At 43.4% G+C, this 20,136-nt stretch carries 23 protein-coding genes; 14 read left to right on the plus strand and 9 right to left on the minus strand.

Annotated elements, in window-relative coordinates:
- Window positions 1-1,946: ATP-binding cassette domain-containing protein (locus QUB52_RS29340; protein ID WP_442923376.1), on the minus strand; the 1,946-nt coding region annotated here is incomplete at its 3' end.
- A gap of 497 nt (window positions 1,947-2,443) precedes the next feature.
- On the opposite strand from QUB52_RS29340, the gene QUB52_RS25180 reads away from it, so the two are divergent.
- Both QUB52_RS25180 and QUB52_RS25185 read left to right on the plus strand, forming a co-directional pair.
- Window positions 2,444-3,040, plus strand: coding sequence for a hypothetical protein (locus QUB52_RS25180; RefSeq protein ID WP_332975159.1), 597 nt, complete (start codon window positions 2,444-2,446; stop codon window positions 3,038-3,040).
- A 23-nt stretch (window positions 3,041-3,063) separates the two neighbouring features.
- Window positions 3,064-3,441: a hypothetical protein gene (locus QUB52_RS25185; RefSeq protein WP_265235706.1), complete on the plus strand. Its 378-nt coding sequence runs from the start codon at window positions 3,064-3,066 to the stop codon at window positions 3,439-3,441.
- Window positions 3,442-3,525: 84 nt separating this feature from the next.
- On the opposite strand, the gene QUB52_RS25190 is transcribed toward QUB52_RS25185, so the two are convergent.
- From QUB52_RS25190 to QUB52_RS25200, 3 genes are all read right to left on the minus strand, one after another.
- Complete coding sequence (locus tag QUB52_RS25190) at window positions 3,526-4,173, minus strand: Uma2 family endonuclease (RefSeq protein WP_332975161.1); 648 nt, start codon at window positions 4,171-4,173, stop codon at window positions 3,526-3,528.
- A gap of 108 nt (window positions 4,174-4,281) precedes the next feature.
- Complete coding sequence (locus QUB52_RS25195; RefSeq protein ID WP_332975163.1) at window positions 4,282-5,925, minus strand: trypsin-like peptidase domain-containing protein; 1,644 nt, start codon at window positions 5,923-5,925, stop codon at window positions 4,282-4,284.
- 161 nt (window positions 5,926-6,086) lie between these two features.
- Window positions 6,087-6,293 carry a hypothetical protein gene (locus QUB52_RS25200; protein ID WP_332975164.1) on the minus strand — a complete coding sequence of 69 codons (207 nt, stop codon included), beginning with the start codon at window positions 6,291-6,293 and terminating at the stop codon, window positions 6,087-6,089.
- 189 nt (window positions 6,294-6,482) lie between these two features.
- Between QUB52_RS25200 and QUB52_RS25205 the strand changes: the two genes are divergently transcribed.
- Complete coding sequence (locus QUB52_RS25205; RefSeq protein ID WP_332970599.1) at window positions 6,483-6,830, plus strand: DUF2442 domain-containing protein; 348 nt, start codon at window positions 6,483-6,485, stop codon at window positions 6,828-6,830.
- Between the two features lie 104 nt (window positions 6,831-6,934).
- On the opposite strand, the gene QUB52_RS25210 is transcribed toward QUB52_RS25205, so the two are convergent.
- On the minus strand, window positions 6,935-7,633 hold the full coding sequence (locus QUB52_RS25210; protein ID WP_265235711.1) for a pirin family protein: 699 nt from the start codon (window positions 7,631-7,633) through the stop codon (window positions 6,935-6,937).
- A gap of 116 nt (window positions 7,634-7,749) precedes the next feature.
- Here QUB52_RS25210 and QUB52_RS25215 point away from each other — a divergent pair, with 116 nt between their 5' ends.
- Both QUB52_RS25215 and QUB52_RS25220 read left to right on the plus strand, forming a co-directional pair.
- On the plus strand, window positions 7,750-8,088 hold the full coding sequence (locus QUB52_RS25215) for a winged helix-turn-helix transcriptional regulator (RefSeq protein WP_265235712.1): 339 nt from the start codon (window positions 7,750-7,752) through the stop codon (window positions 8,086-8,088).
- A gap of 71 nt (window positions 8,089-8,159) precedes the next feature.
- Complete coding sequence (locus QUB52_RS25220) at window positions 8,160-8,558, plus strand: DUF4112 domain-containing protein (RefSeq protein WP_265235713.1); 399 nt, start codon at window positions 8,160-8,162, stop codon at window positions 8,556-8,558.
- Window positions 8,559-8,622: 64 nt separating this feature from the next.
- On the opposite strand, the gene QUB52_RS25225 is transcribed toward QUB52_RS25220, so the two are convergent.
- Entirely contained in the window at window positions 8,623-9,657 is a 1,035-nt protein-coding gene (locus QUB52_RS25225) for a threonine aldolase family protein (RefSeq protein WP_332975167.1), read from the minus strand.
- Between the two features lie 79 nt (window positions 9,658-9,736).
- Between QUB52_RS25225 and QUB52_RS25230 the strand changes: the two genes are divergently transcribed.
- From QUB52_RS25230 to QUB52_RS25270, 9 genes are all read left to right on the plus strand, one after another.
- Entirely contained in the window at window positions 9,737-9,949 is a 213-nt protein-coding gene (locus tag QUB52_RS25230) for a DUF2997 domain-containing protein (protein ID WP_190662874.1), read from the plus strand.
- A gap of 11 nt (window positions 9,950-9,960) precedes the next feature.
- On the plus strand, window positions 9,961-10,743 hold the full coding sequence (locus QUB52_RS25235; RefSeq protein ID WP_332975169.1) for a nucleotide exchange factor GrpE: 783 nt from the start codon (window positions 9,961-9,963) through the stop codon (window positions 10,741-10,743).
- A gap of 20 nt (window positions 10,744-10,763) precedes the next feature.
- Window positions 10,764-12,362: an Hsp70 family protein gene (locus tag QUB52_RS25240; RefSeq protein WP_332975171.1), complete on the plus strand. Its 1,599-nt coding sequence runs from the start codon at window positions 10,764-10,766 to the stop codon at window positions 12,360-12,362.
- Between the two features lie 119 nt (window positions 12,363-12,481).
- The gene (locus QUB52_RS25245) at window positions 12,482-13,345 is read left to right on the plus strand and encodes an HIT family protein (RefSeq protein ID WP_332975173.1); all 864 of its coding nucleotides are present in this window, start codon (window positions 12,482-12,484) and stop codon (window positions 13,343-13,345) included.
- A gap of 175 nt (window positions 13,346-13,520) precedes the next feature.
- Window positions 13,521-14,090, plus strand: coding sequence for a hypothetical protein (locus QUB52_RS25250; RefSeq protein WP_332975174.1), 570 nt, complete (start codon window positions 13,521-13,523; stop codon window positions 14,088-14,090).
- Window positions 14,091-14,228: 138 nt separating this feature from the next.
- Window positions 14,229-15,581: an ATP-binding protein gene (locus QUB52_RS25255; protein ID WP_332975176.1), complete on the plus strand. Its 1,353-nt coding sequence runs from the start codon at window positions 14,229-14,231 to the stop codon at window positions 15,579-15,581.
- Window positions 15,578-16,537 carry a tetratricopeptide repeat protein gene (locus QUB52_RS25260; RefSeq protein WP_332975178.1) on the plus strand — a complete coding sequence of 320 codons (960 nt, stop codon included), beginning with the start codon at window positions 15,578-15,580 and terminating at the stop codon, window positions 16,535-16,537. Before QUB52_RS25255 ends, QUB52_RS25260 begins: the two co-directional genes overlap by 4 nt.
- Window positions 16,538-16,625: 88 nt before the next feature.
- A complete protein-coding gene (ilvA, locus tag QUB52_RS25265; protein ID WP_332975185.1) occupies window positions 16,626-18,158 on the plus strand; it encodes a threonine ammonia-lyase, biosynthetic in 1,533 nt (510 codons plus the stop codon).
- Window positions 18,159-18,266: 108 nt separating this feature from the next.
- Window positions 18,267-18,611, plus strand: coding sequence for a hypothetical protein (locus QUB52_RS25270; RefSeq protein WP_332975180.1), 345 nt, complete (start codon window positions 18,267-18,269; stop codon window positions 18,609-18,611).
- 44 nt (window positions 18,612-18,655) lie between these two features.
- On the opposite strand, the gene QUB52_RS25275 is transcribed toward QUB52_RS25270, so the two are convergent.
- From QUB52_RS25275 to QUB52_RS25285, 3 genes are all read right to left on the minus strand, one after another.
- Entirely contained in the window at window positions 18,656-18,871 is a 216-nt protein-coding gene (locus QUB52_RS25275) for a hypothetical protein (protein ID WP_332975182.1), read from the minus strand.
- Window positions 18,872-19,011: 140 nt separating this feature from the next.
- Window positions 19,012-19,437: a hypothetical protein gene (locus tag QUB52_RS25280; RefSeq protein WP_332976300.1), complete on the minus strand. Its 426-nt coding sequence runs from the start codon at window positions 19,435-19,437 to the stop codon at window positions 19,012-19,014.
- Window positions 19,438-19,479: 42 nt separating this feature from the next.
- Entirely contained in the window at window positions 19,480-20,058 is a 579-nt protein-coding gene (locus QUB52_RS25285; RefSeq protein ID WP_332975187.1) for a DUF6232 family protein, read from the minus strand.
- Between the last annotated feature and the right edge of the window lie 78 nt (window positions 20,059-20,136).

Below are 20,136 nucleotides of genomic sequence, written 5' to 3' on the forward strand. Positions count from 1 at the left end.
TAAGGCTCGATCGACTCTACCGTTTCGACAATGAGCAGATTTTCGACAATCGGTTCTGGTTGATAAGGCTCGATCGACTCTACCGTTTCGACAATGAGCAGATTTTCGACAATCGGTTCTGGTTGATAAGGCTCGATCGATTCTTGTCTTTCTACATTTTCCAGAAAATCTACCACTGGCTGCATTCCTGGTTCTAAATCGCTTATTTCCTCTGGTGTTTCTGTAATTGGTTCCGATTCTGGTTGAGAATAGTCGATCGACTCTACGGTTTCTGAAACTTCTAGATTTTGGACAATCGGTTCTGGTTGAGAATAGTCGATCGACTCTACGGTTTCGACAACTGGTTCGGATTCTGGTTGAGAAAGTGCGATCGACTCTTCTGTTTCTACAACTTCTAGATTTTCGACAACTGGTGCTGGTGGAGAAGGTTCTATCGGGGGTCTCTCACTTTTGTAAAAAATGTTTTTTATAAAAGTGAACATCCTGCTTGCTTGTTTAGATATCTGTAGCGAGTCAGATGATCGGGTTTCTGTGACACCCAAACTGAGATGGTTCCCTTTTATCGGCTGTACGGTTTCTGCAACTGGTTCTGATTCTGGTTGAGGATCTTCTCTCAACTCTACGGTTTCTGCAACTGGTTCTAATTCTGGTTGAGGATGTTCTATCGGCTGTACGGTTTCTGCAACTGGTTCTAATTCTGGTGCAGAATCATAAAGCAACTCTTCAGTTTCTGTAACTGGTTCCGATGCTGAATGAGAATCATAGAAAGACTCTTGTTTATCTGAAACTGGCAGATTTTCCGCGATGATCGTCGGTTGTGATTCCGATTGATGAGAATCCGCAATCGGTTGTGATTCCGATTGATGAGAATCCGCAATCGGTTGTGATTCCGATTGATGAGAATCCGCAATCGAATCTTGAATTTCTGTGACTTCTTGGAGATTTCGATCGACCTCCGGTTCGCTGTGCACCAGAAGATTTTCTTCCGGTTTTTTTTCAGCCGCTGTCAGCCTTAAAAACACATCTTCCAGAGTAGCGCGAGAGCGACGCATTTCACATAGTCCGAATCCAGAGGCGATAATAGCTGTAGCAATTTCTCGTCCCGGTTCTATGTCAGATTCGCACAATGCCCGCAGGCAGTAGCGACTGGCTAAAAATTGCTGGCTGGGAATCAATTCGATCGATCGAACTCCCGGCACATTTTCCAAAGAAGGCAACAGCAGACTGTTTACCAATTCCGCTTCGCCTTCAACTTCGAGATCGTAACCCTCTCCCACTGCCAACTCTCCCATCAAATTTTCGGGAGTCCCCGCAGCGACGATTTTACCGCGATTGATGATGGTGACGCGGTTGCAAGTCATGCTGACTTCCGGCAGAATGTGGGTCGAAAGGATGATTGTGTGTTGGCCGCCGAGGCTTTTGATTAAATTGCGGACTTCGATAATTTGTCGCGGGTCGAGGCCGACGGTTGGTTCATCTAAGATAATAACTGGTGGATCGTGGACGATCGCCTGCGCGATACCAACTCGCTGTTTAAATCCTTTAGAAAGTTTGCGGATTAAAACTTTGCGTTTTTCAACGAGGCCGCAGCGTTCGATCGCGGAAGTAACTCGTCGCGCGCGATCGCCCGCAGGTACTTGCTTAATCCGCGCCACAAAAAACAGAAACCCTTCCACAGTCATTTCTGGATAAAGCGGCGGGTTTTCCGGTAGATAGCCGATGCGTTGTCTGACAGCCATCGAGTTTTCGTGAACATCGAGGCCGGCGATGCGGGCAGTACCGCTGGATGCGGGCAAATATCCCGCCAAAATCCGCATGGTTGTGGTTTTGCCAGCGCCGTTTGGCCCCAAAAAACCGAGAATTTCTCCTGATTCGACCGAAAAGGACACGTCCGCGATCGCTGCGGTCGAACCGTAAGTTTTGCTTAAGTGTTCTACTTCAATCATTTGTCAAAGTCATGTCGATTTGAGGTTTGAGATTTGAGATGTGACTCAACCGCTTGCGCGCTCTACGTCTTAGCACGCGAGCAATGCGGGTCTATCGAATTTATGGCGCAAATTTTAATTGGATTTTTTCTTTTAGTGTAGTCCGGCCGTAACCAAATCTATCATAAGTGGCGATCGTACCAGAGAAACTGGCTGCAAGTTTTCCGCTGGTACTCTGTCGTTTTTTAATGTTGAGTCTGCTTTTATTATTTTGATAATTTTAGCTAAGTGCTAAAAAATTTAACCAGGAGTTGACAAAATCACCAATTTCTGATGTTTCTGTAAAAACACTTAAACAAGTGGGTTCGGATTCAAAATTAAACTAAAAATTACTTGAAATCTAAATTTGCTATGTAGAGTTTTGAAGGTAGTGATATAATTCTTAAACACACATAAGATTTTACTTAATCATTTGCAAAATCTACATTAGTTAATAAGTGAATGAAAAGGCTTAAATTATGGCTTCGACTCAGCCTCAACGAAAAACTATTAGACTCAAAGGATCTAAATTATATTTTAGTAGAAGAGCAGTTAGATTGGGAAATGCTGTCTATCTGGTTCGTAATATTACTGGCTTTAGAGTTACTGAGGCTGACAGTATCACCACCATAAGAAATAAGAATTTAGTGCCATTTGAATTTATAATTTTCATGTGTCTAGTGGGATTATTTTTGCTTTTTAGAGACTCTAGTTTAACATGGGTAATCGGAATAATTATACTAATAATACTGTCTTTGATCTATAATGCGGTCAGACCAAAAACTTACGAAATACTCACTATAGAATATGTGATTGAAGTATCTTTTGTTTCAGGAGACAAAGCAAATATTTTACTATTGAATCACAAAAAAGTTGCCAGCGATGATAAATTTTTGGAAGATGTAGTTTCAAAATTGTATAAAGTTTTAGATAGTAATGACGAGAGAACTTACGTAGTTAATATCGAAGATAAATCTATCACAATTGACCAAAGTAGATCCTCATTTGGTGTTGGCTATTCTGAAATCACGACTGCTCAGCAAATAGGTGTTACAATAGAGAACAGACAACAATAGTTGGTGATTAGTACGGAAATATTATGTCAGAACGCAAAACCGATCAAAGCCAATCCTCATTTGGGGTGGGAATCAGCAATACTGTTAACTCTCAGCAAGTAGCTGGAACGATTCACAATTATTACTCACCTGAACAAAGGCAAACTCTTGCCGAGGCCGCCAAAGAAATCCAACAGCTTTTAGATCAGTTATCTCAGACATACCCAACAACAACGGTTGCTGAAAAATCAGCAGTTGCTGCAAAAGCTATGGAAGAAATTGAAAAACAGCCCGACGTGAAGAAAAAGGTACTTAAAGCTTTGAAAGCGGGTGGAGTAGCAGCGCTAATGGAATTTACAAAGAATCCAATTGTAAACATTCTGACTCCAATGCTTCAAAGTTTACTGGATGAAGGTGAGTAAGCCTTAATATCCTGATTATATAAAAAGTGCGATCGCCCTTCCTTTACCAATGAGTAAGGGAGAGCGCTGACTATGCTACATCAATTACTGCTGCTGAAATTGAGCCAACAACCAAGCCCCTACCTGTGCTTGGTCTTGAGTCCGACTTCGGCGCAAGGCTTCTTCCAGCAAAGCAATAGTTAATCCTGGCAAAACTTCGGATTGCACAAGCCGCCGACTGCCATTATCAGCAATAATCGCAAAGGCAAGAATTTCTATTTTTTTTACGTCTATTACCCAGTATTCGGCGACTTTTAGTTCTTCGTAAAGCAATCGTTTTTGACCAATATCATCAGCCAAAGTTGAGTCAGCAACTTCGATGACTAAATCTGGCGGCGGGGTAACATCAAGACTTGCGATCGCGGTTCCGCTCGGTGCTAATTTAGCTCTTTCTCCAATGTAGTATGATACGTCTGGCTGACACTCTCGAACTCCTGTTTGCCGGTAGCTACAGTTATCCAAACCATTGAGAGAAATACCTTTGATAGTGCCAAATAAATTAACAGCAAAGACTAGAATTGCATTGTCGCGTGAATGATCCGGCCCTACTGACATAGTTTCAATCCTCATTTGTCCGTTGCGATAGTAGCATTTTGCTTTTTCATAAGCCGCGTTGTCTGCAAATTCGACGAATTCTTCCCAGCTAGCTACTACCCAGACATCTGTTGGCAATTGAGTCTTTAGTTCGCTCATGTTTTTTTATACAAAATATTTTAATCATATAACACTACTCAATCAAATGTAAATCACTCTCTCTTTCTCCTCCTCTGCGCCCTCTGCGCCCTCTGCGGTTAAAAAATCTTAACTCCTTTTCCAAATCTTAATTTCCCCCAACCAACCCGCACTCACAATAGTCTTAGCATCTGCACTAATTGCCACAGCAGTAACATAACCAGAATGACCGCTCAAATTACCCCTTAATTCGCCCGATCGCAAATCCCAAAGTTTCACACTCTTATCCCAACTCCCAGTAACCAATATACTCCCATCCCGACTGATTGCCACAGACCAAACTCCGTCAGTATGCCCACTCAAACGCCGAATTAACTGCCCATTTCCGACATTCCACAAGCCAACAGTGCCGTTACTGTTTCCCGCAGCCAAAGTTTTCCCATCGGGAGTAAAAGCCAGGGACAAAACAGACAAATTCTTGCCGCCAATCGTGCGAATTGCTGCACCTGTCGCTAAATTCCACAACCTAATTGAACCATCTTTGCTGCCGCTAGCTAAAGTTTTGCTATCGGGACTGATTGCAACAGCATTCACCAGTCCAGAATGCCCGGTTAAAGTCCGCAGCAATTCCCCAGTTTTCGCATTCCAAATCTTAATCGTTTTATCCCAACTGCCGCTGGCGATAAACTGACCGTCGGGACTGACGGCAACACTCGAAACAGCCCCAGAATGCCCGCTCAAAGTGCGTACAACCGCGCCTATTTCTAAATTCCAAATTTTTACAGTTTTGTCATCGCTGCCGCTAGCTAACACTTTTCCGTCCGCACTCGCAGCCAGTGCATTTACGGCTTCTGCGTGTCCTTGCAGGGTAGTTTTTAATTGCCCGCTGGGAAAATTCCAAACTGAGATTGTACCGTTGCTATTTCCTGTGGTAAAATAAGCGGAAGCAAGAGTAAGGGAACTGACAACTTCTGAAGGCGTTTTGATGGTATTTGTGGCGGCAAAGGCGATCGCACTTCCAGACTTCCGAGGCGGATTATTAACAGGAGTTTTCGGGTTGGTGGCTGTTGGCGATTGGGGAAGTGCAGGTAGTGAAATAGTCGATCGCCATTTCATGAAAGTATTGATTTCTATCCCCGCCGCCACGATTTTATCCGAATCTTTTTCTAACCTAACAATACCGTTAATTGCGACAACTCGCCCCGCATCGTCGAGCACAGGCCCGCCGCTCATCCCCGCTCTCACTAAGTTGTTGTATACCAAAGTATAACCGTTCCAGGGAGTTTGGCGGCCGGTAAGCTGACCTTCGGTGGCGATGAAAATCGGCTGTCTCAGGGAACCGCCGGATGTCGGCCAACCAGCCACATAAGCATTTTTTCCGGGAGTTGCGGCGGAATTTGCTAATTGAGCGAGGGGGTAGCTTTGAGGGCTGCTGAAGGGGACGATCGCTAAATCAGCACCGGGCATTCGCCGGATGAGATTGTATGATACAGAGTGAGCTTTGCCGTCGGGAGTTACAACTTCGTAATCGCCTGCTTTATCGACAACGTGCCAGTTTGTGAGAATATAGTATGTGCTGCCTTGTTTCTCTAAAATTACTCCTGAACCGCCTTTTGGCCCCTGGATGCGAACGGTAATTTGTTTGGCGACGGTTTTTACTGCGTCGGCGGTTAAGGCTAGGGCGATTTGAGGTGATGTGAGTGGAATTAGGGCGATCGAGCTTAGGGCGATCGTAGCACTCAAAATAGCCGGAATTGTTCTGCTGTAGTTCATGATTGTGTCAATTTAACATACCCACATATCAACGGACGGATCGGTTTTCCGGTTTGTGGCGCGTTGACGGTTGAGAATGGCAGAGTGTTTGGGCGATCGAACTTTCGACATTCGCACCAGCCTCAAAATATTTGACACAGCCCTCTGGCTAGCAGAAAAATTTAGAATCGGGAACCGCACCTAGACTCAACAATAGCAACTGGCTGATCTCTATTCTTTTCTCGGCAAATCAGAATTTGAGCCAAACGCTGCTCGGAATATGCCCCATTAGCCATCCAGCCGAGGGGTGCGCCTGCGATCGCGCCAACTGCTAAACCAGTGATCAGGCTCCAAATAAGATGCTTTCTGGCGATCGGCTTTTGTTGCATAAAAATTTATCCTCAGCATTTACCCTTAGCAAAAATAGCATAAATAAAAGTTACTGTCTTCCTCCTATTTACTTATTTCCTAAGTAGTAACCCATGATCAAGTATCATGTTCTTCACAGTCCGTTTAACACAATCTCATGCGGCAATAATCAAATATCCAAAATTAACCAAACCGATGGCAAGAAATATATGGTATTTAGAAAATGGCAAAAAGAATTAACTGAGGAAAATCTCCTAGCTCAAATAGCAAAAGCCAAAGAAGCATGGAAAAACGCTGAGGATACAGAACCCCGCGCCGAATCCGTGCAGTATAACCAGTCGGAAGATTTAATAGTTATCAAACTGAAAAACGGTGCTATTTTTTGTTTTCCTCCAAGCCTTGCACAAGGCTTAGAAGGTGCTTCACCAGAACAACTTGCTGATGTTTGGCTGCCGCCTTCTGGCAGCAGCGTACACTGGGAAAGCTTAGATATTGATTTTAGCATTCCCGAACTTCTAGCAGGTATTTTTGGGACAAAATCTTGGATGGCTGATTAATTTATTAGTCCGCGAAGGCGGACTTTGTTTTTGTAGTAGCGGTTTCAACCGCCGAGTAATTTCAAATCCCCGACTCCAATAAATCGGGGATTTCGCATTCAATTCTATGCCAAATCAAACAGCAAAAATTCCGCATCTTCCGCCGCTTCAATCGTCAACTCAGCCTCATCACTAACCGCCGCCGCGTCCCCATTTTCTAAAGGCAAACCGTTGAGCAAAACCGAGCCGCGAGCCACTTGCACCCAAGCATGGCGATTTGGCTGCAAAGCATGAGAAACTCGCGAATTTTTATCCAAAACAGCCGCATACAAATCGACATCTTGATGCACTTTCACAGCACCATCTCTCGCATCTCGCGCCGCCACTAAGCGCAGTTTTCCGTGCCTTTCTGCTACGGGAAAATCCCGCTGTTCGTAACTTGGCTGCAATCCTTTTGTATCCGGTAATAGCCAGATTTGCAGCAAATGAACTGGCTCAGTTTGCGAGTGATTGAACTCGCTGTGCTGGATACCCGTACCCGCAGTCATTCGCTGCACTTCACCGGGTTTTATTGCTGCACCGGTTCCCAAACTGTCTTTGTGTTCTAATGCTCCTTCCAGTACATAGGTAATGATTTCCATGTCGCTGTGCCCGTGAGTCCCGAAACCTTTTCCAGGGCTAATCACATCCTCATTAATTACCCGCAAAGATCGAAAATTCATATAATTTGGATCGTAATAGTTGGCAAACGAAAATGTGTGGTAACTGTCCAACCAACCGCGATTAGCGTGTCCTCTTGCTTCACTTTTTCTGACGGTAATCATTTTCTGAATCCTCAGTGAAATTTATCGGGTATTTCTTTGATGTTTTTATTTTAAACCGAGTCAAGCTATTATGGGAAGTACGCACTTAAAAGTGCGGTACTTACCAAAAAGATACTATGCAAGTCCAAGAAGTAAAGGTCGATCGAGCAAATTGCCCTGTAGAACGCACTCTAGAGGTGATTGGCGGGCGCTGGAAAGTCTTGATTCTGCGGGAGTTGTTTCAAGGAGTGAAGCGCTTTAACGAGCTGCAACGAGCTGTCAACGGCATTACTCAGAAGATGCTGACGCAGCAACTGCGGGAAATGGAGTCAGACGCGATCGTACACAGGGAAATTTACCTGCAAGTTCCGCCAAAAGTTGAATATTCGCTAACGCCTTTGGGCGAAAGTCTCAAACCGATTATTGATACTATGCACGAATGGGGAATTAAGCATATTAGCGAAGATCGAGAATGAGCGGTTTCTAGATGTTTTTTTTCCGTCTTCCGACAGATTTCAAATTTTCAACCTAGTTCAACAATCATAATATGAACAAAATAGAGCGTCTCGCCACCCTCAACCGCATCCGCAAACTCAGCCGCCTGATGGATACCGCCATTGGCATCCCCGGCACTAAATTTCGCATTGGTTTAGACCCGATTATCGGTTTAGTTCCGGGTGCTGGGGATATCGTAGATACCGCGTTTTCCGCCTACCTAATTTACTTAGCAACTCAATTCAACATCCCCCAAAAAACTTTAGGGAAAATGATTTACAATATCGGTCTAGAAGCCGTGGTTGGTTCAGTACCTTTAGTCGGAGATATCTTCGATGCTTTTTATAAATCCAACATGAGAAATCTGGCGCTTTTAGAAGCACATATCGAAGTAGAGGAACCGGAATTAATCGCAGTTGCAGAACCTATTCCTGAACCTATTAAACTGTAGGTTTGTAGTGAGGACTTTAGTCCTTAGATTTTCAGAAGGACTAAAGTCCTCACTACAAATCCTTTTAAATATTATGGGAAAGCTCGCCCCTACAAAAATCCACGAAAGCATTAACATCTTCTTCTTTAGTATTAAAAGCTGTTACCAGTCTGACAGTAGATTTATCCCACCGATAAAATTGAAAACCGTGATTCAAAGCTGCTGCAATCAGGGATTCTGGAATCTGCATAAAAATTTCATTTGCTTCGACTGGATGGCAAAACTTGACTTTCTCAACTCCTGCCAAACCTTGCGCTAACTTAGCTGCCATATTATTGGCATGAGCCGCATTTTTTAGCCATAAATCATTCGTTATATATGCTTCTAACTGCGCCGACAAAAACCGCATTTTGGAGAACAGATGCCCGCTGCGCTTGCGGTAAAAAGGGAAAGTTTCTGCCAATTTTTGATTGAAAAACACCACAGCTTCCGCAGCCATCGCCCCGTTTTTTGTCGCTCCAAATGAGAGGATATCCACGCCGGCGCGCCAAGTAATATCCGCAGGATCACAGCCCAAACTCGCAACAGCATTGGCAAAGCGAGCACCATCCATGTGCAGGTGCAAATTGTGGCTGCGCGCAACTTCCGAAATCTGGGAAATTTCCGCTGGATTGTAGACAGTGCCTGCTTCTGTGGCTTGAGTGATACTGACGGCTGCGGGCTGTACGTGGTGGACGATTCCTTTGCCAGCGCGATCGACTATTTCACCTAAAGTCTCTGCCTTGATCTTAGCATGATCTCCAGTTAATGTTACTAACTTTGCGCCGCCAGTAAAAAACTCCGGTGCGCCGCATTCATCCAGATTAATATGAGATTCTGCGTGACAGTAAACAGCCCCGTAAGGAGGAGTCATCACCGCGAGGGCTAGAGCATTAGCAGCGGAACCGGTTGCTACAGGAAAAACAGTCACTGATGTCTCGAATAAATCGGAGAATTTAACTTGCAAACGCTCTGTATATTCATCATCTCCGTAAGACATCACTGCACCGCAATTAGCCGCTGCAATCGCCGCCATAATTTCCGGTGCAACCCCGGTTGCATTGTCGCTACAAAAATTCATTGGAATAATCGGTAAACACAATCTATAATATAACTCAACAGTCAACATTCGATGAACAAGCATTAAGCCAAGAGGAACTATGGCAGAGTACCGCCAAATAGAATATCGCATCGGCAAAGACGGCAAAATTACCGAAACCGTCCTCAATGCCACCGGTTCGAGTTGCACCGAAACCACTGCCGGAATTGAAAAAGCTCTCGGAAAAGTAGAATCTCAAGATTTGCTGCCAGAATACTACCAAGGTGAAGAAAATTTGACCGTTGAACAAACGCAGACTTTAAAACAAGTTTAGAAAATTTAACAATGTTCTATCTCCTCGATGCAACGGTTGATGTAACAATAGTGTCTCCTTTCAGCCTCGCCCTAGCTGTTGGGGGCATTTTTCTAATTTTAGTCTACGCTTATGCTGCATCGGATGCCGGAGATGCGATCGAGTTTAAGTACGATACAATTCTGCGGGAACGCATGAATCAGCTAAATATCGTCGATTGGCAAGACTTAGGCGAGAAAGCCGGCTTAAGTCGCTTCGGAGTGCGCTTAGTGCGACAGGGAGACGTGGGAAAACTCACGGTAGACCAACTGCGGCGGCTGGCAACAGTGCTGAATTTGAATTTCCCAGAATTCGATCGCACTCTGAGCGCGCTGCCCACATCGGCGACAATTACAACTAATCCCAACGAAATCGAAGAATTGAGACAACAGTGTTTCCGGCTGCGCGAAGAATTGCAGCAGCAAAAAACTCAACTAACTACTGATTTTCGTCGCGCTACCTTTGAACAGTTACAAACTTTGTTAACCAGCTATCCTGCCGCCCGGAAAATGGCAGAAGCTAAGCCGGAGATGCGTGCCAAAAATCTTTCTGCTCTTTTTACCCCTTTAGAAAATCTTTTGTCAAGTTGGAATTTTGAAGCGATTGGTTTAACTTGGGAACAAGTGGCTTACAATCCGCAGTTGCACCAGCCGGATGTTGAAGACATAACAGAAGGAGAATTAGTTTACGTTAGATTTGTTGGCTATCGAGATGGAGAGCGAATTCTGGCTCCAGCTAAAGTCAGTCGCACACTTCCAGCGGGAATCAAAAATTAAATTTAAAATCTAAAATCAACATGACTACAGTTGCAATTGATTTCGGCACCAGCAACACGGTTGTTTGCATTCTCAACCCGGATACGCAAATGCCTGAAACTTTGAGATTGGGCGAGATGTCCCGGATTTTCAAAACAAATAAATCGAGCGGAGATGATAGAGAAATACCTGTAATCCCGACTTTGGTATTTGTCAAAAATGCCGGAAATTTAGTATTAGGAGAAAAAGTTCGATTTGAGCGTTTGGGACAATCCCAGCCCGATCGTTTTTTCAAGGCTTTTAAGCGCGACATGGCTACCGATTTTCAGCCCCCCGCTCGCAATCTAGACGGCAAAACTTATACGCCAGAATCAATAGCGGAACAGTTTATCCAGACTATTTGGAAACAATTATATCAGCAAAATATACAGCCAGATAAAGTAATTTTTACTGTACCAGTCGGAGCATTTGAGCGATATTTGGATTGGTTTTGCGACTTAGCAGAAAAGCTGGGAATTGCGGAAGTTCAGCTAATAGATGAATCCACAGCCGCCGCCTTGGGATATGCAGTAAAACGTCCCGGTTCTCTAGTTTTAGTAGTCGATTTTGGTGGCGGCACTTTAGATATAAGTTTAGTCCGCACAGCACCTGCTTCCTCAATCAAAAATAGCCAATCGAAAACTCCCAATTTAATGCGGGCGGAAGTATTAGCAAAATCAGATGCTTATGTCGGTGGCGAAGATATTGACATTTGGATTGTCGAAGATTATTTGCAGCAGATTAATTCATCACGGGCAGAAGTCGGACCAGTTGGCTGGCAAAATTTATTAGAAATAGCAGAAAAGTTAAAAATTCAACTTTCTCAAGTTGATGAGGTGAAGGAAAGTTGGTTTGATGATGAAAATTTTATGTCTTATGATTTGCAGCTAAACCGAGAGAGGCTTGGGGATATTTTGGAATCTCGGCAGTTGTTAGAACAGTTGCGAGAAGCTTTAGATGAAGTATTAAGTATTGCGCTGGGAAAAGGTATCGGCAAAGTAGATATCGAACAGGTTTTGCTGGTTGGAGGAACTTCTTTGATTCCTGCTGTATCTAACTTAGTGGTTTCGTATTTCGGACGGCAAAAAGTCAAAACTGATAAACCCTTTGAAGCTGTTGCGCACGGTGCTTTAGCCTTGACAGAATTGGCGATTGTTGATGATTATTTGCGTCATACCTATGCAATTCGTCTCTGGGAACCTTACGCTAAAGCTTATGCTTATTCGCCGATATTTAGTAAGGAAATGAAGTATCCTTGTCAAAGTTCCGAAGAGTTAATGTTGCAAGTGGCAATAGAAGGGCAAAGGGAAATTCGGCTAGATATTGGGGAAGTTGCTGAGGTATCGCAAGCGGAGGTTACTTTTAATGAAAAAGGGCAAATGACGAGCAGTTTTCTCAACAAACATAGCGATTTTCGCTCTCTAGAAAGGCACCATCAGGAGGTTTGTGTGGCGCATTTGAATCCGCCTGGGGTGTTGGGGATTGACAGGGTTTCGGTGAGTTTTGAGGTGGATGAGAGGCGGGTGTTGTTGGCTACGGTGCGGGATTTGGTGACTGATCAGGTTTTGGTGGCTAAAGGTGCGATCGCCAAACTGCAATAATGATACAATTTTTAGTAAGGTTTTTCGCGAGGATAAGATTCGGCGATTGAAATCGCTGCTACACAAACGAAGTCCGCCTTCGCAGACTGAAGAATATCGATTTAAATCAAATTTATGCCATGAAGAAGCAACAAAATAAATTCAGCCATCTGACGGCCATCGAAAGAATTTATCTGTCATTTCCGGCAAAAGTTTTATTAGATAAAAACTTGCTGCAAGGGAAAGTCTTAGACTTTGGGTGCGGCTTCGGTAGCGATGTTAAATTGTTGCAGCAAAAGGGCTTTGATATTGCGGGTTATGACCCTTATTATTTCCCGGAGTTCCCAGAAGAAAAATTCGACACTATCCTTTGCTTTTATGTTTTAAATGTTTTGTTTCCCGAAGAACAAGCGAATGTGCTGATGGAAGTCTCACACCTATTGAAACCAGGAGGTAAAGCGTATTTTGCAGTGAGAAGGGATATCAAAAAAGAAGGCTTTCGAGAACATTACGTTCACAAAAAACCTACATATCAGTGCATTGTAAAACTTCCGTTTAAATCTGCCCTCTTAAATGAGTCTTGCGAAATTTACGAATATGTGCATTACAACCATCAAAGAAATTCAACTAATAACTGCATATTCTGCAATCCTTACAGAAACCTAACCTTACTAACTGAATCAGCAACAGCTTATGCAATATTTGATGGTTATCCCGCTAGCAAAGGTCATGTTTTGATTATCCCCAAGCGTCACGTTGCTAATTATTTTGAGCTACCATTTAGGGAGCAATCGGCTTGTTGGTTTATGGCGAATAAGGTGCAAGAGATGTTAATAAAAGAGTTTCAGCCTGACGGTTTTAATGTGGGTATCAATATTAATAAAGATGCGGGGCAAAGTCGCAGTCACGCTGCTATTCATGTTATCCCGCGCTACAAGGGTGATGTGGCGGGAAATAAAGGCGGCATTAGGTGTGTGATTCCTCAAGTTAAAAATAAAAGTTAGGGAATTGTGAACGGATTTTTTTACCGCAGAGGCGCAGAGAACGCGGAGAGAGAAGAGATGGATTTATAATTTTTGTAAGGATTGTTAAAATTGAGTCAAACGGTGAGTCAAATAAGGTTAAAATGTGTTTACCAAGTCAAAAACTACACATTAGCAGTAATTTGGTGTTCTGTTTATGTCTAAGCGCAAAAAGCAAGAATGGCTCAAGGAAACTCTAGAGCTTAAAGAAGACCACAATTGGAAATCTAAGCCGGGAACTCGCATCTTTGTCGCAGGAAGAGGTGCAGTCCGCTTTGATGTCCCGGAAGATTGGCATTTTGAACCGGATACTAAGTCGTTCCGATTTACGGATAAAAAGCCGCCGGATGATGATTGTTGTTTGGAGGTTTCATTTAATTTGTTACCTCCTGGTAATTGGGGAGAATTTCCGCTATTGCCGCTATTACAGAAGATTGTTGAAGATGATACCAGAAATCCGATCGATCCTGGGGAAATTATTCAATTGAAGCGGCAAACTGCTAGGGTTGTTTGGACAGAATTTAAGTTTATTGACCCTCCAGAACAGCGGGAAGCTTATTCGCGTATCTGTATTGGATTGGGTTCTAACGTTCAGTGTTTAATTACTTTTGATTACTGGGTTGATGATGCTGAACGTTTGACTCCTGTCTGGGATACGGTGATGGATTCGTTGGTTTTGGGCTTGTTTATTAGTGACCCTCGAACTGGATTTGCACGGCCTGATTAGGTTTGGGGAGAGTTTGAAATGGTGGGTGTTGTGGGTTGATTTAATGTCAACAAATAGGCGATCGCATTAAATGCAAGGATATTGATAAATATCTTGTACACTATACTTGTTGTGAAAAATGTTTACTTGAGGTAGCTTGTGAAGCTAGATTTGCCAACTGAAATCTACAGTTCCTTTGAACCATTTCAGCCTCCGTCGAAAGAGGCTTATGTTGATTGTCAGGAAGTCCGTGGTGGTTGGGAAGTAGTACGGGAGTTAGGTCGAAAGATGACGCGATCGAAGAAACCGACTTGCCAGCTTTACTCTGGACACAGAGGAGTAGGAAAATCCACAGAACTTCTGCGGTTGAAAACATACCTAGAACAAAAGAATTATTTTGTGGTTTACTTTGCAGCAAATGATGAGGACATTGAACCCCAGGATGCGGCATATGCGGATATATTATTTGCTTGCACTCGGCATTTAGTAGAAGCGATCAAGCTACAAAACCATAACCCTTTACTAGATTGGATGAAAAATCGAGGCGAATCTCTCAGAGATTTGGCACTAACACAAGTATCATTTGAAGGTCTAAATTTAGAGGGGCAAGTTGCCCAGTTTGCCAAAATTACGGCAAATTTACGAGCAAATCCAGATAAGCGACGCGAACTGCGACAGAAAATTAATGCTAATACTCCATCTTTGGTAGAGGCGCTGAATGACTTCATCAAAGAAGCTGAAAAATCGCTACCAGCAGACTGTCGCGGTATTGTAATGATTGCTGATGATTTGGATAGAATTGCAGAAACTAAAGAAGAAGGAAGACCCAGCAATTATGACGAAATTTACTTAAATAGGAGTGAAATTTTGCGGGGCTTGGTGTGTCATGTAATCTATACGGTTCCGATCGCAATGGTATATTCGGGACGGGCAACACAGCTTGAAGATAACTACGAAAAAACAAATATTTTACCGATGGTGATGGTGAAGAATCCCGACGGTACAGTCAACTCAAATGGACTATCCAAATTGCGGGAAATTGTCTGTCGGCGGCTTGAGGCGATCGATTCCAGACTGACTCAAACTATGGATGGTAGTGTGGCAGGTTTAGATATTCCCGCTGTGTTCGATAGTTCAGATACATTGAACCATCTTTGCATCATGAGTGGCGGACACGCAAGGAATTTGATGCAGATGATCCGAATCGCTATCAACTGGACAGACGAATTACCAATTAGCGCTGAAGCAGTTCAAAGGGCTATTGCAGAAACGCGAGAAACCTATCTCAATGCAATTCAAGAACATCAGTGGGAAATTTTGGCTGAAGTTTATTGCAAAAAGCAGGCAAACAATAACGAAGAGTGTCTGCGCCTGTTGCTCACGCGCTGTTTGTTAGAATATCGCTATTATGATAAGGGTAAGCTCAAACGCTGGTACAACGTCCATCCTCTGATTGAAGAAATCGAGCAGTTTCAAGCAGCAGTTGCCAAAATTCGGCAATTACCATCATGAGTCAATATTCTTCTACTCAAGCACTCGACACTAGCCCAGAGGGAGTCTATCAGGCTTTATTGCGATGCCTAAAGCGAACAAAAGGCTTCGGTATTGTGTTCGTACAATGTTCTCCTGACGTAGGTAATCAGTTAACCGATAGAGTGCAAGAGGATTTGTCTGAGAAAAAAATGGCGATTCTAGAATTGACAGAACTAATTGATAATCTGTATGACATTGTTGTAAATAGGGACGATCGCAACGACTTAAACATTCTCTTCATTGAAGGACTAGAAAAGTCACTAGAACCTTATATTAAGGTTGGATATGGTGGTGATGGTGATTATTATAATTTAGATACAGTACCTCCTATTCTCAGTCACCTCAATCAACGACGGGAAATTTTTCGCGATCGTTTGAGTAACATTTGCTTTGTTTTTATATTGCCACTTTTTGCGATTAAATATATCATGCGTCGATCACCTGATTTTTTTGATTGGGGTTCAGGCGTGTTTGAATTATCTATTAATAGTTTCGATAAATTTATTTATATCAATAGAAAGGGTTATAATATCGTGGATTTTTCTAATAATATTGGTATTGTAATAGGAGGTATTGTTAGAAATGATGAAAAAGCCAAGTGGGAAACGCCGATAAAAGAAGATCAAAAATATGCGATAATTTCCCAGGGTACCGAAGAAATTAGTTCTGATGAATTAGATGAATCTGAATCTTGGATTAAACGAGGTAACGTGCTTCTTGGAGTCAAGCGTTATGAAGAAGCCATAAAAAGATATGAAGTAGCTATTAGACTCAAGCCTGAGTCATGGAAAGCCTGGAATTTTCTCGGTATTGCTCTACTGCAACTAGGGCGCTATCAAGAATCAATTGCCAGTTTTGATAAGGCATTAGAAATAAAGCCTGATTATCAAGACGCTAAAACTAACCGAGATACTGCTTTCAAAGAATTGAATTAGGGTAATTTTGTCGATCGCACAAACAATCTCGCCCAAAATTCCAACATCACGATCGCACAAATACCCTACAATTATCCCACCATCCGGCATCAACCAACCTGCTAACCCCATGCTTTGCGATTATCTCGTACAAATCCTCACCGCCCGCGTCTACGATGTGGCTCAAGAAACACCCCTAGAAATAGCCCCCAATTTATCAGAACGGCTCAACAATAAACTGCTGCTGAAGCGAGAGGATATGCAGTCTGTCTTTTCCTTCAAACTGCGCGGCGCGTACAACAAAATGGCGCAACTGTCGCCGGAGTTGCTAGCACAAGGTGTGATCGCAGCTTCCGCCGGCAACCACGCCCAAGGAGTCGCCCTTGCTGCCCGCCACCTGGGAACTCGCGCAATTATCGTCATGCCCGTAACAACGCCGCAGGTGAAGGTAAATGCGGTGATAGCCCGTGGTGGAGAGGTGGTTTTGCATGGGGATACCTACGATGATGCCTACGCTTTTGCGCGCCAATTAGAGGCGGAAAAAAACTTAACTTTTGTTCACCCTTTTGACGATCCGCACGTAATTGCGGGACAGGGTACGATCGGCATGGAAATTCTGCGGCAACATCAAAAACCAATTCATGCGATTTTTGTGGCGATTGGCGGCGGTGGATTGATTTCGGGAATTGCGGCTTATATTAAGCGGTTGCGGCCGGAAATTAAGATTATTGGTGTGGAACCTGTGGATTCCGATGCGATGAATCAATCGCTGAAAGCTGGTAAACGGGTGCGTTTGTCCCAGGTGGGTTTATTTGCTGACGGCGTTGCTGTGCGGGAAGTTGGGGAGGAAACTTTTCGGCTTTGTCAGGAGTATGTGGATGAGATTATTTTGGTGGGTACGGATGATATTTGCGCGGCGATTAAGGATGTTTTTGAAGATACGCGATCGATCTTAGAACCTGCTGGCGCTTTGGCGATCGCCGGTGCGAAGGCTTACGTGGAACGGGAACAAATCACAGGAGAAACATTAATTTCTGTTGCTTGTGGCGCGAACATGAATTTCGATCGCCTGCGGTTTGTAGCAGAAAGGGCAGAGTTTGGCGAACGTCGGGAAGCAATTTTTGCAGTCACAATTCCCGAACAGCCGGGAAGTCTCCGCAGGTTTTGCGAGTGTTTGGGTAAGCGCAATTTGACGGAATTTAGCTATCGCATTGCGGATGAAAAAGCAGCACATATTTTCATTGGTGTGCAAATTCAAAACCGCGCTGATGCGGTTAAAATAGCGGCAAGTTTTGAAGATTGCGGATTCAAAACTTTGGATTTAACTGATGATGAATTAACAAAATTGCACTTGCGGCACATGGTGGGTGGCCGTTCTTTCCTGGCAAAACATGAACTGTTTTATCGCTTTGAATTTCCCGAACGTCCTGGTGCATTGATGCAGTTTGTGGGTTCGATGAGTCCTAACTGGAATATCAGCGTTTTTCACTATCGGAATAATGGGGCTGATTACGGGCGAATTGTGGTGGGGATACAGGTGCCGCCGGATGAGATGCAGGAGTGGCAGGCTTTTTTGGATACGCTGGGCTATCAGTATGGGGATGAGAGTCAGAATCCGGCTTATAAGTTGTTTTTGGCGTAGATTTTTGGGGTGGGTTTGGGGTGGGTTTTGGGGAAAGGGCGATCGCCCAAAACTATCGAATCTCGAATTACAATGGGTAAAGAAGTCTAGCAAGGAAAATGCCAGATTATGACTGTCCGAGAAGAACTAATCCGCGAGATTGAGCAATCCTCAGATGATGTGCTTGAGGTGCTATTGAGTTTTTTGCGTCAGACGCGCTTGTCAAAATCGGAGGGTTTTGGGGCGATCGAGTCTGCTGAGATTTCGAGTGCTGAATTGACAGTACAAAAGCATTATCCTCTGCGCGGGCTCCCGCTGGCGATCGCTGAGGATTTTGATGCGCCGATGCAAGTTACTCAACTAATCGATCGGATTGTCACGATTATGGAAAATGAAAATGTAGGTTTGACGGACTTATTGGGTGGTTTAGAAGCCGAGAGAGAGGCGATTTGGCAGGAAAAACAGTCTGGATAACTCAAGGTAATGCGATCGTGATGAGCGAGTAGATCGCATAATACTCAGTTTTCGTTGTGTTTAGCGAGATTCATTGCCTGCATCAAAGCTGCACCAGCACCAAAAGTATCGTAGGGGGTTGGTAGGTAGTAAATCTTGTAAGGTTCCAAAGGAAAAATATCCTCACTGATATCTTCTTCCGCCATGAGAATGCGGATTAACTCTCGTTTGTCGATCGCAGACAGTTGTCTAATGGTAGGGAGTAATTCTGTTAGTGTCATCGGTTGTTTTCCTACGATGCGTCTATGTTAACGGTAGCAGGTCAACGCAGTATTTGCAACTTCCAGGGGAGTTTGACAGAAATTGGGGCGATCGCACTTAGTTTTGTTCGTAAGGGCGATCGGGCTTTGCATACCACGAATTATTCTGGTTTTATCCAACCTTTGACGATCGCCTTGCCGACATTAACATAGGGATTGTCTAGGAACTCTTCGATCGCAGATTCAGTACCAGCTTGCAATGCACCAACCGCACGACGCTTGAAACTGGGGGTCGTTTCATCATTAACGTGAGCAATTTTTTCCGCATCAGTAGCAGTAGGATTAGTTTGCTCTAACTGTTTGAGCAGTTCTTGAATTTCTTTTGCTGAAGCAGCAAGAGTTTGTTTCTGTTCTGATTGTTGTACAAAAGTGATGTTGTCAGCTCTGGCATTACGACCCATAGCCCCAGCTTGACCAGAATTATTGTAAGTTTCTGACATGGATTTACTCTCTGATACGGGTTTATACTCTACATTTCCATCGACGTTTCCTTGCACCAAGTTGCCCTTAAAACTACTGTTATTCATGTCTACAGATTTTGGTTTCATAGCTGATAGCATCCTCAATTGCTAATATTTACTTTTAGTGTCGTTCGCTCTATCATCATAAAGATACGAAGTGTTTCCCGTAGCATTTCCCTGTATAAAATTACCACTCACCTCACTATTACTAATGGATATTTGGTAAGTTGCTTCTTTTTCACTTTCAATAAATTCATAGATTACTCCAATAACTTGCTTGAGACTTTCCTTTTTGTGTGTAGTAAACAACGTCTTGTCACCAGAATTTAGAGTTAGTAACAAGCCGTAGTGTTTTGGCTTAGTCAAATTCCTAACTACACCTGCAATTGTGGCAGCCAATAAGACATAGGCTAATAAAATTAGTATTGGGTGATTGCCATGATTAATACCTATTAATATAAAAGCAATCAAACAAATACCAATAGTTCCCCAAGGAATCCCTGGAATCTCGATCTCTCCTTCAGTAAAACTTGTAATATTATGAGTTTGGTAAACATTGTACGAAAAACGAACTGTTCTTTGAGTTACGGTAATAACTTTAGGATTTCTATTTTTTTCTAAAGTAATGTTCTGATTACTTCCAGATGGGTTTCGCGATGTAACTGATGCTATTAATTGGTCTAGTATTGCAGGGTAAGCTCATCTAATTTGGTATAAATTGTACTTGACAAATAGAAATTATAGAGTTAAAGCACAGCCGTTTGG

Source organism: Microcoleus sp. A6-C6 (genome assembly GCF_036705955.1).
GTDB lineage: Bacteria > Cyanobacteriota > Cyanobacteriia > Cyanobacteriales > Microcoleaceae > Microcoleus.

Coding starts and splice junctions, on each gene's coding strand:
- QUB52_RS25180 (WP_332975159.1), top strand. CDS start 2,444: ATGGCTTCGACTCAGCCTCAACGAAAAACTATTAGACTCAAAGGATCT.
- QUB52_RS25185 (WP_265235706.1), top strand. CDS start 3,064: ATGTCAGAACGCAAAACCGATCAAAGCCAATCCTCATTTGGGGTGGGA.
- QUB52_RS25190 (WP_332975161.1), bottom strand. CDS start 4,173: ATGAGCGAACTAAAGACTCAATTGCCAACAGATGTCTGGGTAGTAGCT.
- QUB52_RS25195 (WP_332975163.1), bottom strand. CDS start 5,925: ATGAACTACAGCAGAACAATTCCGGCTATTTTGAGTGCTACGATCGCC.
- QUB52_RS25200 (WP_332975164.1), bottom strand. CDS start 6,293: ATGCAACAAAAGCCGATCGCCAGAAAGCATCTTATTTGGAGCCTGATC.
- QUB52_RS25205 (WP_332970599.1), top strand. CDS start 6,483: ATGGTATTTAGAAAATGGCAAAAAGAATTAACTGAGGAAAATCTCCTA.
- QUB52_RS25210 (WP_265235711.1), bottom strand. CDS start 7,633: ATGATTACCGTCAGAAAAAGTGAAGCAAGAGGACACGCTAATCGCGGT.
- QUB52_RS25215 (WP_265235712.1), top strand. CDS start 7,750: ATGCAAGTCCAAGAAGTAAAGGTCGATCGAGCAAATTGCCCTGTAGAA.
- QUB52_RS25220 (WP_265235713.1), top strand. CDS start 8,160: ATGAACAAAATAGAGCGTCTCGCCACCCTCAACCGCATCCGCAAACTC.
- QUB52_RS25225 (WP_332975167.1), bottom strand. CDS start 9,657: ATGAATTTTTGTAGCGACAATGCAACCGGGGTTGCACCGGAAATTATG.
- QUB52_RS25230 (WP_190662874.1), top strand. CDS start 9,737: ATGGCAGAGTACCGCCAAATAGAATATCGCATCGGCAAAGACGGCAAA.
- QUB52_RS25235 (WP_332975169.1), top strand. CDS start 9,961: ATGTTCTATCTCCTCGATGCAACGGTTGATGTAACAATAGTGTCTCCT.
- QUB52_RS25240 (WP_332975171.1), top strand. CDS start 10,764: ATGACTACAGTTGCAATTGATTTCGGCACCAGCAACACGGTTGTTTGC.
- QUB52_RS25245 (WP_332975173.1), top strand. CDS start 12,482: ATGAAGAAGCAACAAAATAAATTCAGCCATCTGACGGCCATCGAAAGA.
- QUB52_RS25250 (WP_332975174.1), top strand. CDS start 13,521: ATGTCTAAGCGCAAAAAGCAAGAATGGCTCAAGGAAACTCTAGAGCTT.
- QUB52_RS25260 (WP_332975178.1), top strand. CDS start 15,578: ATGAGTCAATATTCTTCTACTCAAGCACTCGACACTAGCCCAGAGGGA.
- QUB52_RS25270 (WP_332975180.1), top strand. CDS start 18,267: ATGACTGTCCGAGAAGAACTAATCCGCGAGATTGAGCAATCCTCAGAT.
- QUB52_RS25275 (WP_332975182.1), bottom strand. CDS start 18,871: ATGACACTAACAGAATTACTCCCTACCATTAGACAACTGTCTGCGATC.
- QUB52_RS25280 (WP_332976300.1), bottom strand. CDS start 19,437: ATGAATAACAGTAGTTTTAAGGGCAACTTGGTGCAAGGAAACGTCGAT.